17 protein-coding genes are annotated in these 15416 nt (G+C 35.6%); 7 read left to right on the top strand and 10 right to left on the bottom strand.

Annotated elements, in window-relative coordinates:
- Nucleotides 1-253 precede the first annotated feature (253 nt).
- From ACERII_RS08460 to glsA, 4 genes are all read right to left on the bottom strand, one after another.
- Complete coding sequence (locus ACERII_RS08460; RefSeq protein ID WP_373641539.1) at nucleotides 254-700, bottom strand: Dps family protein; 447 nt, start codon at nucleotides 698-700, stop codon at nucleotides 254-256.
- Between the two features lie 400 nt (nucleotides 701-1100).
- A complete protein-coding gene (pyc, locus tag ACERII_RS08455) occupies nucleotides 1101-4547 on the bottom strand; it encodes a pyruvate carboxylase (RefSeq protein ID WP_373641538.1) in 3447 nt (1148 codons plus the stop codon).
- Nucleotides 4548-4726: 179 nt separating this feature from the next.
- Nucleotides 4727-5011 carry an Fpa/YlaN family protein gene (locus ACERII_RS08450; protein WP_373641537.1) on the bottom strand — a complete coding sequence of 95 codons (285 nt, stop codon included), beginning with the start codon at nucleotides 5009-5011 and terminating at the stop codon, nucleotides 4727-4729.
- A gap of 79 nt (nucleotides 5012-5090) precedes the next feature.
- On the bottom strand, nucleotides 5091-6020 hold the full coding sequence (gene glsA / locus ACERII_RS08445) for a glutaminase A (RefSeq protein ID WP_373641535.1): 930 nt from the start codon (nucleotides 6018-6020) through the stop codon (nucleotides 5091-5093).
- Between the two features lie 85 nt (nucleotides 6021-6105).
- Between glsA and ACERII_RS08440 the strand changes: the two genes are divergently transcribed.
- The gene (locus ACERII_RS08440; protein WP_373641533.1) at nucleotides 6106-6600 is read left to right on the top strand and encodes a peptidyl-prolyl cis-trans isomerase; all 495 of its coding nucleotides are present in this window, start codon (nucleotides 6106-6108) and stop codon (nucleotides 6598-6600) included.
- Between the two features lie 71 nt (nucleotides 6601-6671).
- On the opposite strand, the gene ACERII_RS08435 is transcribed toward ACERII_RS08440, so the two are convergent.
- Entirely contained in the window at nucleotides 6672-8003 is a 1332-nt protein-coding gene (locus tag ACERII_RS08435; protein WP_373641531.1) for a PhoH family protein, read from the bottom strand.
- A gap of 128 nt (nucleotides 8004-8131) precedes the next feature.
- Between ACERII_RS08435 and ACERII_RS08430 the strand changes: the two genes are divergently transcribed.
- A complete protein-coding gene (locus ACERII_RS08430; protein ID WP_373641530.1) occupies nucleotides 8132-8758 on the top strand; it encodes a YhcN/YlaJ family sporulation lipoprotein in 627 nt (208 codons plus the stop codon).
- A 66-nt stretch (nucleotides 8759-8824) separates the two neighbouring features.
- On the opposite strand, the gene ACERII_RS08425 is transcribed toward ACERII_RS08430, so the two are convergent.
- A complete protein-coding gene (locus ACERII_RS08425; protein WP_373641528.1) occupies nucleotides 8825-9280 on the bottom strand; it encodes a pyridoxamine 5'-phosphate oxidase family protein in 456 nt (151 codons plus the stop codon).
- Nucleotides 9281-9434: 154 nt separating this feature from the next.
- Between ACERII_RS08425 and ACERII_RS08420 the strand changes: the two genes are divergently transcribed.
- Together ACERII_RS08420 and ACERII_RS08415 are read left to right on the top strand one after the other, a co-directional pair.
- A complete protein-coding gene (locus ACERII_RS08420; RefSeq protein ID WP_373641527.1) occupies nucleotides 9435-9797 on the top strand; it encodes a DUF5665 domain-containing protein in 363 nt (120 codons plus the stop codon).
- A gap of 75 nt (nucleotides 9798-9872) precedes the next feature.
- On the top strand, nucleotides 9873-10079 hold the full coding sequence (locus ACERII_RS08415) for a YlaI family protein (RefSeq protein ID WP_373641525.1): 207 nt from the start codon (nucleotides 9873-9875) through the stop codon (nucleotides 10077-10079).
- A 312-nt stretch (nucleotides 10080-10391) separates the two neighbouring features.
- Here ACERII_RS08415 and ACERII_RS08410 read toward each other — a convergent pair whose 3' ends face one another.
- Nucleotides 10392-10736, bottom strand: coding sequence for a YlaH-like family protein (locus ACERII_RS08410; RefSeq protein ID WP_373641523.1), 345 nt, complete (start codon nucleotides 10734-10736; stop codon nucleotides 10392-10394).
- A 157-nt stretch (nucleotides 10737-10893) separates the two neighbouring features.
- On the opposite strand from ACERII_RS08410, the gene ACERII_RS08405 reads away from it, so the two are divergent.
- Nucleotides 10894-11082: a DUF5325 family protein gene (locus tag ACERII_RS08405; RefSeq protein WP_373641522.1), complete on the top strand. Its 189-nt coding sequence runs from the start codon at nucleotides 10894-10896 to the stop codon at nucleotides 11080-11082.
- Nucleotides 11083-11260: 178 nt separating this feature from the next.
- Here the strand turns inward: ACERII_RS08405 and ACERII_RS08400 are convergent, their stop codons facing one another.
- Together ACERII_RS08400 and ACERII_RS08395 are read right to left on the bottom strand one after the other, a co-directional pair.
- Nucleotides 11261-12043, bottom strand: coding sequence for an inositol monophosphatase family protein (locus ACERII_RS08400; protein WP_373641521.1), 783 nt, complete (start codon nucleotides 12041-12043; stop codon nucleotides 11261-11263).
- A 112-nt stretch (nucleotides 12044-12155) separates the two neighbouring features.
- The gene (locus tag ACERII_RS08395) at nucleotides 12156-12344 is read right to left on the bottom strand and encodes a hypothetical protein (protein ID WP_373641519.1); all 189 of its coding nucleotides are present in this window, start codon (nucleotides 12342-12344) and stop codon (nucleotides 12156-12158) included.
- Between the two features lie 263 nt (nucleotides 12345-12607).
- Here ACERII_RS08395 and ACERII_RS08390 point away from each other — a divergent pair, with 263 nt between their 5' ends.
- Nucleotides 12608-13225: a YktB family protein gene (locus tag ACERII_RS08390; protein ID WP_373641518.1), complete on the top strand. Its 618-nt coding sequence runs from the start codon at nucleotides 12608-12610 to the stop codon at nucleotides 13223-13225.
- Nucleotides 13226-13280: 55 nt separating this feature from the next.
- On the opposite strand, the gene ACERII_RS08385 is transcribed toward ACERII_RS08390, so the two are convergent.
- Entirely contained in the window at nucleotides 13281-13553 is a 273-nt protein-coding gene (locus ACERII_RS08385; protein ID WP_373641516.1) for a UPF0223 family protein, read from the bottom strand.
- A gap of 143 nt (nucleotides 13554-13696) precedes the next feature.
- Here ACERII_RS08385 and ACERII_RS08380 point away from each other — a divergent pair, with 143 nt between their 5' ends.
- Entirely contained in the window at nucleotides 13697-15181 is a 1485-nt protein-coding gene (locus ACERII_RS08380) for an aminotransferase class I/II-fold pyridoxal phosphate-dependent enzyme (RefSeq protein WP_373641735.1), read from the top strand.
- Nucleotides 15182-15416 lie beyond the last annotated feature (235 nt).

Here is a 15416-nt window from a genome sequence, read left to right as displayed (position 1 = left end):
CGTTAGTGGAGCTAGGTTTTTTTATATTGTCTCGGCATCTATCATTAGACTCTAAGTTATTCATTATTTCAGATTAATTTTTGTCTAATATTGTTGTTTCTAGACACTTTACTCCTTCCTCGACTGCATTTTGTCTAGTAAGCGGTATCTTTCTAGATAATTCGACTCTGTCCAAATTGTCTTTTCTCCAATACCTACCGACCATACCCAAAATAAAAAGCCAACCAAAAAGGTTGGCTTTTATTCTGTATTATTACTCACCTAGGAATGAGCGTAGCATCCAATTATGTTTTTCAACAGATTGACGTACACCAATTAACATATCTGCAGTACCCTCGTCATCTAAGTCTCCGTCTAATGTTTCAATATCTGAACTTAACTCAGCAATTAACGTGTCAAAATCTTGTATTAACGTTTTTACCATATCCTCTGCAGCTCTTTCCCCTTGAGCTTCCTTAATTGTTGCAATTTCTAAGTACTCTTTCATTGTTGCAACTGGTTCCCCTTTTAACGTTAATAGACGCTCTGCTAGTTCGTCGATGTGTCCAGCAGCTTCGTTGTAAAGCTCTTCAAACTTTTCATGGAGCTTAAAGAAGTTTACTCCTTTCACGTACCAGTGATAGTTGTGTAGCTTCACGAATAGAACGTTCCAGTTTGCTACCTGTCTGTTTAAGATGTCTGCTGTTTTCTCGTGTGCCAAGATGATCAACTCCCAAAATATTATTGTATACTTTTTTAATTCCCCGAAAAAGTCCATTTTTAAACAACTTTTTCATGTTTCATTATATACAAAACTTGCCATGTATCCAAGTAATATAAGAAACGTACGAAAATAGTCATTTTTATAAAGATTAATAAGTAGAGGAGCTACTCTTAAAAAATACGTAAGTTTTGGTGGTCAAGCTTAACATGCGTATTTTCATCTGCATGGTTATAAATAGTAAACGGTAAACTCTTCTCAGGGGAAATACTTGTTCATTGTCATAAAAATCAAAGGCACTAATAAAGTGAAGTGTACTCTTAATTTAGCGCCTACTATATATATGATGCATCAATTGGACAAAAGCTACACCATAAATGACCCTCTTATAAAAGCCAATTTATTCAAACTCCACTAACAAATCCCCCGCTTGAATTGATTCTCCATTTGTTATGAATATCTGTTTTATTAGACCATCTTTATGAGCTTGAACAGTCGTTTCCATTTTCATGGACTCCGTAATAATGAGATGATCTCCTTTTTTCACTCTGTCACCTTTTGATACCAGTGTTTTCACAACAGTTCCTGGCATCGATGCACCAATATGATTCTCATTATTTTTCTCAGCTTTGGTTTTAACAGCAATAAGGGATTCGATGTTTTCATCTTTTACTACAACTTCTCTTGGTTGACCATTTAATTCGAAATAAATCACTCTTGTACCATCTTTTTGCGGTTCCCCTATGGACACGAGCTTCACGATTAGCGTTTTTCCTTTTTCAATTTCCACTTCAATTTCTTCACCTAGTCGTAAACCATAGAAGAATGTTAATGTATCTAAAACGGAAATATCACCATATTGTTCAATAAATGCTTCATTTTCCAAATACACTTTAGGATATAAAGCATATGAAACTATATCATGACTAGTTACTTGTCGATCTAATTTATTGTACAATTCTTCACGTAATGCTTCAATTTGTACAGGTTCTAATCTTTCCCCAGGACGATTGGTAATACATTCTTTTCCCTTTAAGATAACTTCCTGTAATCGTTTTGGAAAACCTTTGTAAGGCTGTCCCAGATACCCTTGAAACAGTTCAATCACGGAGTCAGGAAAATCTAATTGCTCTCCCTTTTCATACACAGCTTCTTCCGTCAAATCGTTTTGCACCATAAATAGAGCCATATCACCAACTACTTTGGAGGAAGGCGTAACCTTCACAATATCTCCGAACATTTCATTTACTTTACTATACATTGATTTCACTTCATCCCAACGATCCCCAAGCCCTACACCTTTTGCTTGCTGTTGTAGATTACTGTATTGACCGCCAGGCATTTCATGTGTGTAGACCTCTGAATGTGGAGCCATCATCCCACTTTCAAATTCTACATAATATTTTCGAGTATCTTCCCAATATGCACTTAACTGCTCCACTTTATCACTATCTAATTTGGGTTGTCGATTATGTCCACTTAACGCGTAATACAAGGAATTCATACTTGGTTGACTTGTAAGTCCTGCCATGGAACTAATAGCTGTATCCAATATATCAACTCCAGCATCAATAGCTCTAGCATACGTAAATATTCCGTTTCCACTAGTATCATGAGTGTGTAAATGAATTGGGATATCTACAGTTTCTTTTAATGCCGAAATGAGCTCATAGGCTGCTTGCGGTTTTAATAGCCCTGCCATGTCTTTAATGCCTAATATATGTGCTCCAGCTCCCTCTAATTCTTTCGCTAACTGTAAATAATAATTCAAGTTATACTTCGGTCTACCTGAATCAAGAATATCTCCTGTATAACACATACTTGCCTCAGCAATTTTGCCAGATTTTCGAACCGCTTCAATAGCAGGAACCATTCCTTTTACCCAGTTTAAGCTATCAAATATTCGAAAGACATCAATCCCAGCATTCGCTGATTCATCTACAAACTCATGAATTAAATTGTCAGGATAATTTTTATATCCTACTGCATTGGAAGCTCGTAATAACATTTGGAACAACAAATTCGGAGATTTTTCTCGAAGTTGAATCAACCTCTTCCACGGATCTTCGTGTAAAAATCTCATTGCTACATCAAATGTGGCGCCACCCCACATTTCTAACGAGAATAGATTCGATAAAATTCTTGAAGTAGGTTCCACTATTTGTATTAAATCTGTAGTCCTTACACGAGTAGCAAGTAGGGACTGGTGCGCATCACGAAAGGTTGTATCGGTTAACAAAACTTCCTTTTGCTCTTTCACCCATCTAGCTAACCCTTCAGGTCCGTGTTTATCTAATATTTGCTTCGTTCCATTAGGAATTGGCTCCATATCATTCACAATAGGAACTCTTCTTTTTTGGAAAACAGGCTTTTTCTTTATTCCCACTTCGGGATAACCATTAACAGTAACATTCCCGATATAAGAGAGCATTTTCGTTCCACGGTCTTTTCGTTTCGGAAACATAAATAACTCTGGTGTTGTATCAATAAACGAAGTATCATATTCACCACTTAGAAACTTTCTATGCTGAACAACATTCTCTAAAAAGGAAATATTTGTTTTTATTCCACGAATACGGAATTCACGTAAATTACGGACCATTTTTTTGGCAGCGTTCTCAAATGAAAGTGCAAACGTAGATACTTTTACTAATAAAGAATCATAATGAGGAGAGATGATAGAACCCTGAAAGCCGTTTCCAGCATCTAACCGTACACCAAATCCCCCTCCACTTCGATAAGCCATGATTTTTCCTGTATCAGGCATAAAATTATTTTCAGGATCTTCTGTTGTTACCCTCGATTGAATAGCATATCCCATCATTTTTATATCCGGTTGCTTAGGAATCCCAACTGTTGGACTATGTAAGTTCATTCCATCTGCTATAAATATTTGTGATTGGACGATATCAATTCCCGTAATAAGTTCCGTAATAGTATGTTCAACCTGGATTCTAGGATTTACTTCAATAAAATAATAGTCTTCTTCTGAAGTTACAAGAAATTCTACTGTTCCTGCATTTACATAGTTAATGCTCTTCATTAATTGGAGCGCAGCATTATTTATTTTTTCTCTAGCTTCTTCAGATAGAGATACACTCGGGGCAACTTCTACTACCTTCTGATGACGTCGCTGAACAGAGCAATCACGTTCATAAAGATGAACTATATTTCCGTGATGATCTCCTAATATTTGAACTTCTATGTGCTTTGGATTTTCTACAAATTTTTCTACATACACCACATCATCACCAAAAGCAGATTGTGCTTCAGACTTTGCGCGTTCAAATGATTCTTTTAATTCATCTTGAGAGCGTACAATCCTCATACCTCTCCCGCCACCTCCTAGGGCAGCTTTAATGATAAGAGGAAATCCATGTTGAGAGGAAAACTTTTCCACTTCTTCTATATTAGTAACTGGTCCATCACTTCCAGGGATGACAGGTATATTAGCTTGAATAGCTGTTTTTCTAGCTTGTACCTTGTCACCAAACATTCTTAGATGCTCAGTTGTGGGGCCGATAAAGATAATTCCTTCCTCTTCACATCTCCTTGCAAAGTGAATATTCTCGGATAACAAGCCGTATCCTGGATGAATAGCATCAACTTTATTTCTTTTCGCAATCTTGATGATTCCTTCAATATCTAAATAAGCATCAATCGGTTTTTTTCCTTCTCCTACTAAGTAAGCTTCATCTGCTTTGTAACGATGGTATGCACCAGTGTCCTCTTTAGAGTATATTGCAACTGTTCTAATTTCTAATTCTGTACAAGCACGAAAGACACGAATTGCAATTTCCCCTCTGTTTGCAACTAATACTTTCCTTATTTTTTCTAATCGCCTCATTCACTTCTTCCTCCTACCTGGACGTTGTTTTAGATTTTTATATCTATATGTATCTTTCATGCTGTCTCTACATTCCATTTATATTTTCATCATATCATGTGAACATGGGGAATTCACTCAAAAACAAAACCAAATAAAAAAACCAAACGGTTACACGTCTGGTTAGGTAGAATTTCCATTTATTTTTTTCTTAATGTTGCCTCATGGAGTGTTGATAGCTGTCTTTCTAATTGTCCTAATAGCTCTTTCCCGTCTTCTTCTTGGATTAATTTTAGACGGATAGCAAAATCTATTTCTCGTGATAAACCGAACATTTGTGTATCTAAAACTTCTTCATATAGAGGACACTGTGGCATTGTTAAATTAGTCATCTGTACTTCAATAAGTTTTAGTATTTTTTGAGCATCTTCTTGTAGAAGGGCATACGCTTTTTCGCTCTGTCCGGATAGGGTTTCTATTGACAACGGAATCCCTCCTCCTCACTAATTAAAAAACTCTTTATTTATTTATATTAGCTTCTATACTAAAAAAAAGCAATATAAACTAGAAGATACTCAAATCATAATGTGCTGAAAGAGACTCTAATAACTTCATGCCTGCAATACTATTTCCTTTATCATCAAGTGCTGGACCATATATGCCAATACCTACACCGTGCGGGATAGAAGCCATTATCCCTCCCGACACTCCACTTTTCGCTGGAATTCCTACGCGTATAGCAAATTCCCCTGATGCGTTGTACATTCCACAAGTAATCATAAAGGTTTTTAAAATTCTCGCAATATCATGTGGAATAATTTGCTGCTTCGTTTCTGTATCTTGACCTTCGTTTGCAATAATATATCCCATTTTTGCTAAATCCTCGCAGTTCATTTCAATAGCACACTGCTTCGTATATAAATCTAACAACTCTTCTACATTATCATGAATCACTCCATGCTGTTTCATAAAATAACATAGAGAACGATTTAAATCAGCAGTTTCAAATTCTGATTTTGCAACATTCTCGTTAAAATTTATAGTTTTTCTCCCTGTCAAATCATGAACAAATTGTAATAACCGATCTAGTTTGTCTCTTGCTGTTCTCCCACTGATCATTGACGTTACAGCTAGAGCACCAGCATTAATCATAGGATTCAACGGCTTAGACGGTGTATGAGTTTCTAACTTTATAATTGAATTAAACGGATCTCCCGTTGGCTCCATCCCAACTCGCGAAAAAACATATTCCTCCCCATGATCCATCAAGACCAATGCAAGGGTAATTACCTTAGAAATGCTTTGTAAAGTAAATGTTTCTTCTATGTTCCCTGCTTTCATGCATGATTTCCCCCCGCCATAGACTGCTACTGATAATGTATCGTTATTTGCAAGCTGTAAAGCAGGAATGTAATCTGCTACTTTCCCAAATTGTGTATAGTTTTTTGCAGCTTCAATCATCTCATTCAAAGTACCTTGATCATTACAAATCATTGTTGACACCTCTTCTTCTGATGTTCTAACAGTGACAAACCTACTCTTTCCATCTATACTAAACAAAGAAAGGGGCTGTTTGTTGTTGACTACTACTATTTTTACTATTTCAGGAAACGTAAAACATAACATTACAATTGATCCAGGTGTATGGATATTTGACGATCGTAAAGTAGATCTTGATACTTATTTTTCCCAGGAAATCATAGACCATCAGGAACTAGAACTAAAAAATTTAGCATTAGCATGGAACAAACATCGAAAAGAAGGTGCAAATGCACTCTCAAACGGAAATGATATTAAAATGAGCAAAAAAGAGTTAACTTCAAAATCCTTTGGTGTTCCTCTCGCTCCATTCTTGAATAACGCTTCTCCTAATGAAAATGTCCATGCTATCGTATTTAAACGAAATAGCGAAGATGACTTCGTATGCTCCATGGAAGAAGCAAAAACGGCTATCCTTGGTTTCTCGAAAGATGGACAACCACTTCGGGAAGACGGACCTGTTCAGTTTTATTACGGCGATGGCAGAAACCAAGACAACCCAGTGACGAATATCATTAGCATTATTGTAAAATAGGGAAATTATACAAATTTGACAAGACCATCTGTTAGGAAACAGATGGTCTTGTCTTGTTTTTTCCTTATTCATTATAAGAGATCAGCAGCTACCTGAGCTAATGATGATCTCTCCCCTTTCTCTAACTTCATGTGTCCTGATTCTGTCAGGTGCTTCATTCGTTCCGTAACGTATGTTAATCCATTAGTATATTCATCCAAATAAGGATGATCAATCTGTTTCGGATCCCCCATTAATACGATTTTACTACCTTCTCCAACACGAGTTAATATAGTTTTCACTTCATGTTTCGTTAAATTTTGAGCTTCATCAATGATAATGAATTGATCAGGAATACTTCTTCCACGTATATACGTTAATGCCTCTACTTGAATAGAACCCATCCCTGCAAGTATTTGTTCTAATTCCCCTGGTTTTTTTGTATTAAATAAGAATTCTAAATTATCAAAGATAGGCTGCATCCAAGGTCTTAATTTCTCTTCTTTTTCTCCTGGTAGAAATCCAATGTCTTTTCCTACTGGAACAACAGGACGGGCTACGAGAAGTTTCTTATACTTCTGCATATCTTCTGTTTGATATAACCCTGCTGCAAGCGACAATAAAGTTTTCCCTGTACCAGCTTTTCCTGCTAGAGTAACTAGTGGAATATCGTCTCTTGTTAATAGCTCCATTGCCATCCGTTGCTGAACATTCCGTGGTCGAATCCCCCACATTGTATCTTCATGTGAAAGAAATAGCTTAACCTTCGTACAATCACTATTAACCACACCTAATGCAGATCGAGAGCTATTCACTTCATCTTTAATAATAAAAAAGTGATTTGGATATACCAACTTTACATTCAAATCAGCTAAAGAAAGCTGCTTATTTTCATACAAATCTTCCACCATTTTTGATGGCACATACAGTTCCTGATAGCCTGCATACATTCTGTCATACTGAACTACTCGATCACTCAAAAAATCCTCTGAATGTATACCTAAGGCGTCTGCTTTTACCCGTAGTAACGCATCTTTACTTACTAACGTTACACCTATTCCAGACTCGTTCTCCTCTTCCTCTACACTCATGTTAAGAGCAACTGCTAATATTCGATTGTCATTCGTACTTTCAAAAAAATAATCTTTCATTTTAGAAAAGGAACGGTGGTTCAATTCAACTCGAAAGCTACCTCCATTTGGCAGTGGTACACCTAAATGGAGTTTTCCTTTTTCTCGTAGGTCATCAATTAATCGTGCAACATATCTAGCATTTCTTCCTATTTCATCCATATTTCTTTTTTTTGAGTCTACTTCCTCCAGTACAACCGCTGGTATTACCACTTCGTTTTGCTCAAAAGAATAAATCGCCAACGGATCTTGTAGTAGGACGTTCGTATCTAAAATATATCTTTTTGTACTCAATCTCTCGCCTCCTACAACCTAGTAATAGTAAAAAATCCTGCATTTACTATAATGTATGTTCTTAAGAATAAAGATAGACTTTTAAACGAACAATACATTACAACAACATCAAAAAGTGAGGGATAAATATGATTAAAAAGTGGTTAATCGTAGCATCTGCACTATTATTTACGACTGCCTGTCAACCTCAAGATGATGTTTCCGATCCATCTGCTGTTGAAGGGCAAGGAGGACAATATTCTGCATATAATGAACCAACTGCAACAGAGGTTGCAAATCATTTAGCTCAACTAAGTATCAGAGTTCCAGAAGTAAACAATGCGACAGCAATTGTCATTGGTCCTTACGCCCTTGTTGGAATCAATGTAAGTGGCGAAATAGATCAATCTGAGGTTGGCTCTATTAAATATCAAGTTGCTGAAGCATTAGCAAGTGATCCATATGGGGCATCTGCAGCAGTTACAGCTGATCCAGATGTAATTGACAGAATAAAGGAAATGAGAGTAGAAATGGGGCAAGGCAGACCAATTGCAGCTATTATGAATGAATTAGCAGCAATCATAGGTAGAGTAATACCGGTAGTGCCAGGTCGTGAGCACCGCCAAAGCGAAAGTGAAGACCCAACAAATGTAAATGACGATAAGATAGACGGACAACAGCAAGGTGAATTGAAAGAAATACAAGATGAACAAAGTAAAGGTCGCATGAGTGAAAAAAAGAAGGATAGAAACGAACATCCAAATGGACAAGAATAGAACAATGATTCATTAATATAAAACAAGCCACTCTCGTTGAGTGGCTTGTTTTCCTAGTCATTTTGCTTATGCTTTTTTCATTGCATCCATTACTTGTTTGTCAAGCTTTGCTGCAGCATCTTTATCGTACGTTTTTTCGTATTTTGGCTCAGTTGTAATTCGTGCTCCATAAAACATTACATCTCGAACTTCTGCAACATCTATTTCTAATAGCGCTAATTTTAATGGAACATCGTCAAGTTTCTCTGACAATACAGAAGTCTTCCCTGTTATGCCATATGTAGAGCCTGCCCCAATCAATGTAAGTGTTACTAATGGCTCTTTTTTAATATTCTCAACGATACGGGAACGATTATCAACAGAGAAGCGAATTTTTGACTCATCCATTGCATAAACCCAGGAGATTGCATTTACGTTAGGTCCACCTGTTTCATGATCCACAGTCGCAATCGTAACATAATGTTCTTTTCTTAATAATGGCAATAATTCTTCCGTTAATTTTGTTTCAACTTGATTAGCCATACAAAAATACCTCCTTTATTTGATTCAATATTACTATACCTATATTTTCCTTAAGATGAAACTATTCAAACTTATATCGCAAAAAATATAGTACTCCGTTATTGTGACCTATTTATTTCTTCTTCATGAACGAAACATTTGAAAAAGGAAGGAAATGAAAATGAATAAAAAAGAAGAACTAGATATTCAGGAAATTGAACGTTTAGTCCATGAGCTTCAAAAGTACACAAGAAGCCTTGAAAAAGCAGATAAATTAGAGCATCAATTAGAAAGAATTTCGCGTGCCTTAGAACGCGCAAAAATTACTGATGTGTTATTAAATTACACACACCCACGAAGAGTATTTTTCATAAATATATTAGTTGGAGTCGGGAGAGGTCTTGGTTTGACTATAGGAACGGTGATTGTCATCTCTTTATTAGGTCTTATATTAAAACAGTTTGTAGATGTTCCTTTAGTCGGAGAGTGGATCAACAATTTATTACAGTATATAAATATTGATAATCACCAATTTTAATATGGCTACTATATCATCCTTTTCCATGCTATAATACATGTTAAGTATGACAAGCTTTGGATAATGAGGTGTACTATGAGAGTAAAATGTGTATTATGTGATACAATTGAAAATATAAATGATCATTCACCATTAGCAAAAAAGCTTCGTAATCGCCCTATCCACACATATATGTGTGACACTTGTAGTGCTAGAATAGAAAAGCGAACTCATGAACGGAAAGATACTGGTAATTTTCGTGAACATTCTAGTCAAGAGAAACAGGATGAGTATATTGTATAATAGCAGATAATAAAAAACACATGGACTTCGTGATGAAGATATGTGTTTTTTTACATGTTATTAACTTTTTTAGTAATTCTACCCTAAAAATAGAGGTGTTCTCATCTAATTGTTTAACTTACCTAGTAATGCTAACTTTGTTGATAAGTATTCCATTCGCTACTACCCACCCCCTATTCTGTGGGGAGTTGCCGAACCTCCTCAACATTCCGCCTAAGTACTTGCCCCCGGTTGTGGGCACAGTGTCAGGTTTGTAGTTCAATTCACCATTTACACTTTAATAAAGTCTGTTTATTTTTGGAGAAGTATTTCTTATTCCTCTGGCGTTGCTTCTTCTTGTTTATGTTTTCTTAATTGTAGCTTGTACACTCCTAGTACAAGTCCAGCTACAAAAAGCGATTCAATTATTGGTAATGTTAAGGCTAAAAATGTAATTACTATATTACCGATAAACATAACAACATATACAACAATCGTTTTTAAAATAGGTAGCTTACGTGCAAAACCAAGATTAAATACAATAATAGATAGAGCATTTACGATTAAATAAAGAATAGGAAATACAAAGAAAAAATTCTCTGGATCAGTTGCACCGAGCCAGGTTGCAATGGGGGACATATTAGGTGATACGGTATTAGTAACCGCTGCTATTAACATAATTTCACTCCTAAATAATACAAAATAATAAAATCACTAATTTCCACCACTCATTATATCATAAAAAAGAGAAAGGTTTTAAAGAACGATTACTTCCCTAACATCAATTTTTCCGCTAAACTAGTATCAAGGAAATTCTATCTTTGGAGGTTTTAGTATGGATTCATTTAACTGGCGTTTTTTTACACTAGCACTACTTGGAATTATCGGCTTAATGGGCATTGGCGTCGGCATTGCCGAGGGGAGTGCCCTCATTGCTGTAGGTTCATTTGTTTTTTCCATTGTATTTATTGCGTGGGGGTTCATGCTAAAACGAAAATATAGACAAACTGAACAACAAGGATAATTAAAAAGTGCAATGTGTCTTCCTATGGGAGAAAAACAACGATCTTACTGATAAAAGCGGTTTTTGCTTTTCTTTTACAAGTGGCTCGACACCATATGATGGAGCTCGAAGCTAGACATTATACTTTCATTCAAAAAAAGAGAGCGGCTGAAGTCAATTTAGACTGCCACTCTCTTTTTTAGTTATTTTGAACTCGTTTCAAAACATCTCTATGAATCGATGGATTTGCTGCTATAAAAGTATCCTTTTTTAAATAAGTCTGTTCACCCCCATCATAATTAGAGGAAACTCCACCTACTTCAGCTAATATTACACTTCCGCCAGCAATATCCCAAGGTGCTAAATTATTGCAAATATAACCGTCTAGTTTTCCTGCTGCTACATAAGCAATTTCTATTGCTGCTGATCCGTAGCAGCGTACAGCTCGTGATTCCGTTATTAGTTTTTCAAATCCTCGATTTTTTAATATCCACCTTGGATTAAAACTTAAAATAGATTCTTCAAATGATACTTCAGAAAGCTTGTTTAACTTCTTCTCATTTAAATAAGCTCCTTTTCCTACCTGGGCCGTAAATAGCTCGCCATTCATTACATCATAGACAATTCCAATCATTCCTACCCCTTCATGGAAAATACCTAAAGAGATCGCAAAAAAACTTTCTTGATGAACAAAGTTGATCGTACCGTCGATCGGATCTAAAATCCAAACTACTCCTGTTAAGTCATGAATAGATTCGTGAGAACCTTCTTCACCCATTAGGCGATGTTCAGGGTAACCTTCTCCTATTTTTTGTTGAAAAAACTGTTCAACACTTTTATCAACGTCGGTAACTAAATCATTTTGATTTGCTTTCGTATCAATAGAGTAAGATTCCTTCATCTTTTCTTTTATGTATTCTCCAGCTTCACGAGTCCATCGTAAAGCATCATCATATAGTTGATCCCAATTAATATCAGTCACAAGCAACACCCTCTCTATTATGTATCACTTTTATATCATACCCCGTCTCATTATAGCAAATGATTCTTCGTGCAAAAAAAATGAACCAATTAAGGTTCATATAAAAAGCTTATTACGCTTTGTATGAAATCCATTCTCTTCGAAGTTTTTCTAGTTTTCTTTTACTGAATTCAATTTGCTTTTTATCTTTGGATTGTAGGGCATCATATAGTGTAAGAAGTTCATAGTCAATCTCCATTTTTAATACAGGCATTCGTTTATCCCCTTCAATACGTTTCAATGTTTGAATGACCCTCTCCATGATAACACCCCTTTACGAAGTTTTTTAATTTCAGATAAAAAAATTCTACTCTTTTATCATTAACAAACGTTTTTTATGGGCCTTGTCTCTATAGTTCTGAAGATTTACTATAGCTTATGTTAGTAATGACAAAATGGGAACTCCTTATTCTAATGTTTCTTTATCTTTTCCACTACTACCTTCGTAGTAAACCAGTTTTATAATATCTATTATTTTGTTCTTATTTATCTGTATGATAAACTTCAAGAAAGGAGTGATTTTTGATGAATTTTGACGGATTTCAGAAAGAAGATTTTGAAGTTTTTTATTTGGAGGGCCTTGATGAGCGGATGGCTGCTATTCAAGAAAAAATCCAACCTAAATTTAAAGAGATTGGCGAATCTGTAGCAGAAGACCTTTCCTCTTATGTTAATAATGAAATGTTTTTACATATTGCAAAGCACGCGCGAAGAAGTGTCAATCCACCGAAAGACACTTGGATGGCTCTTTGTCATAATAAAAGAGGCTATAAAAAGCACCCTCATTTTCAAGTTGGTTTGTTCGATGACCATGTCTTTATTTGGCTTGCTTATATTTATGAGTTACCAAATAAAACGGATATAGCACAGCGGTTTTTAGATGATATGGATTCAATAAGGTCTAATGTTCCTAGTGATTATGTAATTTCTTTAGATCATATGAAAAAAGATGCAGAGTCATTAGAATCAATTGATTTACACCATTCTTTACAACGATTCCGGGATGTGAAAAAGGCTGAATTCCTTATTGGACGTCACGTAAAAGCAAATGATCCTATTCTTGAAGATGGAGAAAAACTCATAGAATTTATTAAACAAACGTTTAAAACTTTATCTCCACTATATAAAATTTCGATGCGATAGAAAGAACGTAGCTGAGTATAATTTTAGTCAGCTACGTTTTTTTACTCTAAACCTGTTACATTTTTATGACTTCAGCATCTGTTTCTCTTGCTTTCTTCATTACGAGATATGGGGATTGATTTGTTTGTTCTTCATATTCCTTAAAATCTCTTTTTTCATCTGCTTTACCGGGTACAACCTCTTTAAAACGTCGATATAAAGTAATCAAAAGGTTTCGATCTACACCCTTTTTGTAAGCTTGATCAATTACCTCATAGAAATTCACAACATCTACTATTTCATCTTTCGACCAATCGATTGAAATAGGTATAGATACGTTATCACTCATATTAATCACCTCATAAAAAATTCTTCTTGTACAATAAGAGCGTAATTTGGTATACTCTTCATGTTTTATAAGAAGGATATCAAATATATGCTACAGATGAAACTATTATGTATCTTTATTATTCCCACGAGGTGATATGATTGATAAATAAAAAACAACAAACAACTCCATTATTTGATGGATTGTTAGCACACGTAAAGCAAAAACCTGTCCAATTCCACATTCCTGGCCACAAAGGTGGCAAAGGTATGGACCCAGAATTCAGAGAATATATTGGTGACAATGCTTTGTCACTAGATTTAATTAATATTGAACCACTAGATGATTTGCATCATCCTAGCGGAATGATACAAGAAGCCCAACATTTAGCGGCAGAGGCATTCGGTGCTGATTACACGTTTTTCTCCGTACAAGGCACAAGTGGAGCGATTATGACAATGATCATGAGTGTGTGTGGACCCGGTGAAAAAATAATAGTACCAAGAAATGTTCATAAGTCCATCATGTCTGCTATCGTTTTCTCAGGAGCAACCCCTATTTTTATTCATCCAGAAATAGACGAAAAGCTTGGGATATCACACGGGATTACTACAGAAGCAGTGGAAAAAGCTATTCAAACACACCCTGATGCTAAAGGTCTACTAGTAATTAACCCTACCTATTTTGGGGTAGCAGCAAATTTAAAACAAATCGTAAAAATTGCTCATTCTCATGACATCCCAGTACTTGTAGATGAAGCTCATGGGGTTCACATCCATTTTCATGATGAATTACCTATTTCTGCAATGCAGGCTGGAGCGGATATGGCAGCAACAAGTGTACACAAGCTTGGTGGATCGTTAACACAAAGTTCTGTGCTAAATGTACAAGGAAATTTAGTCTCACCAAATCGGATTCAAAGTATCATAAGTATGTTAACAACAACTTCTACATCCTATTTGCTATTAGCATCGTTAGACACAGCTAGAAGAAACTTAATGATGAAAGGGAAAGAGCAGCTAACAAACACTATTCGTATAGCTGAATCTACAAGAGAAAAACTAAATCAAATCCCTGGAATTTATTGCCCAGGAAAAGAATTGTTAAATGACCATGCAATCTTTGATATAGATCCTACTAAACTTATAATTTCTATTAAAAACCTTGGAATTACTGGTCATGACGTTGAACTCTGGTTACGAGACAAGTACCGTATTGAAGTGGAACTATCTGACTTGTACAACATTCTATGTATTATCACGTTAGGTGATTCGGAAGAGAAAGTAAACATTTTAATTGAGGCTTTAAAAGAACTTTCTAAAGAACGATTCCAAGACAAAACAGATGGACAAGAAGAGAAAGTGAATGTTTATGTTCCTAATATTCCAATGCTAGCTCTATCTCCGCGAGACGCATTTTATGCAGAAACAGAGGCGATACCATTAGAAGATTCAGCTGGAAGAATTAGTGCTGAATTCGTTATGGTTTATCCCCCTGGAATACCTATATTAATTCCAGGTGAAGTTATTGATGAGGAAAATTTACATTATATTGCAAAGAACATAGAAGTTGGTCTTCCAGTTCAAGGACCACAAGACCACTCATTACAATCAATTAGAGTAATTCAGGAACGAAAGGCGATATTTTAATATATATTCATTAATTTTATTAAAACTAAAATTTTTTTGGATTTGCCCAACACTAATCGGTTAGGCAAATCCTTTTCTAATGTCTACACTGAAAAGACAAGAGTTAGTGGTAGTAAAACTTATCTAGTATTACTATGTTGATTGTTGTACATCCGCTACTGTCCACTCCCTTTTTACTCAAGGGCACAAGTGCGGACATTCGTTCATACTTACACGGTATCTACTATGCTGTGGT

The sequence above is a fragment of the Evansella sp. AB-rgal1 genome (assembly GCF_041820985.1).
Taxonomy (GTDB): Bacteria; Bacillota; Bacilli; order Bacillales; family Salisediminibacteriaceae; genus Evansella.
Note: the sequence above shows the minus strand (reverse complement) of the source record. Positions and strands in the feature narration are given on the sequence as shown.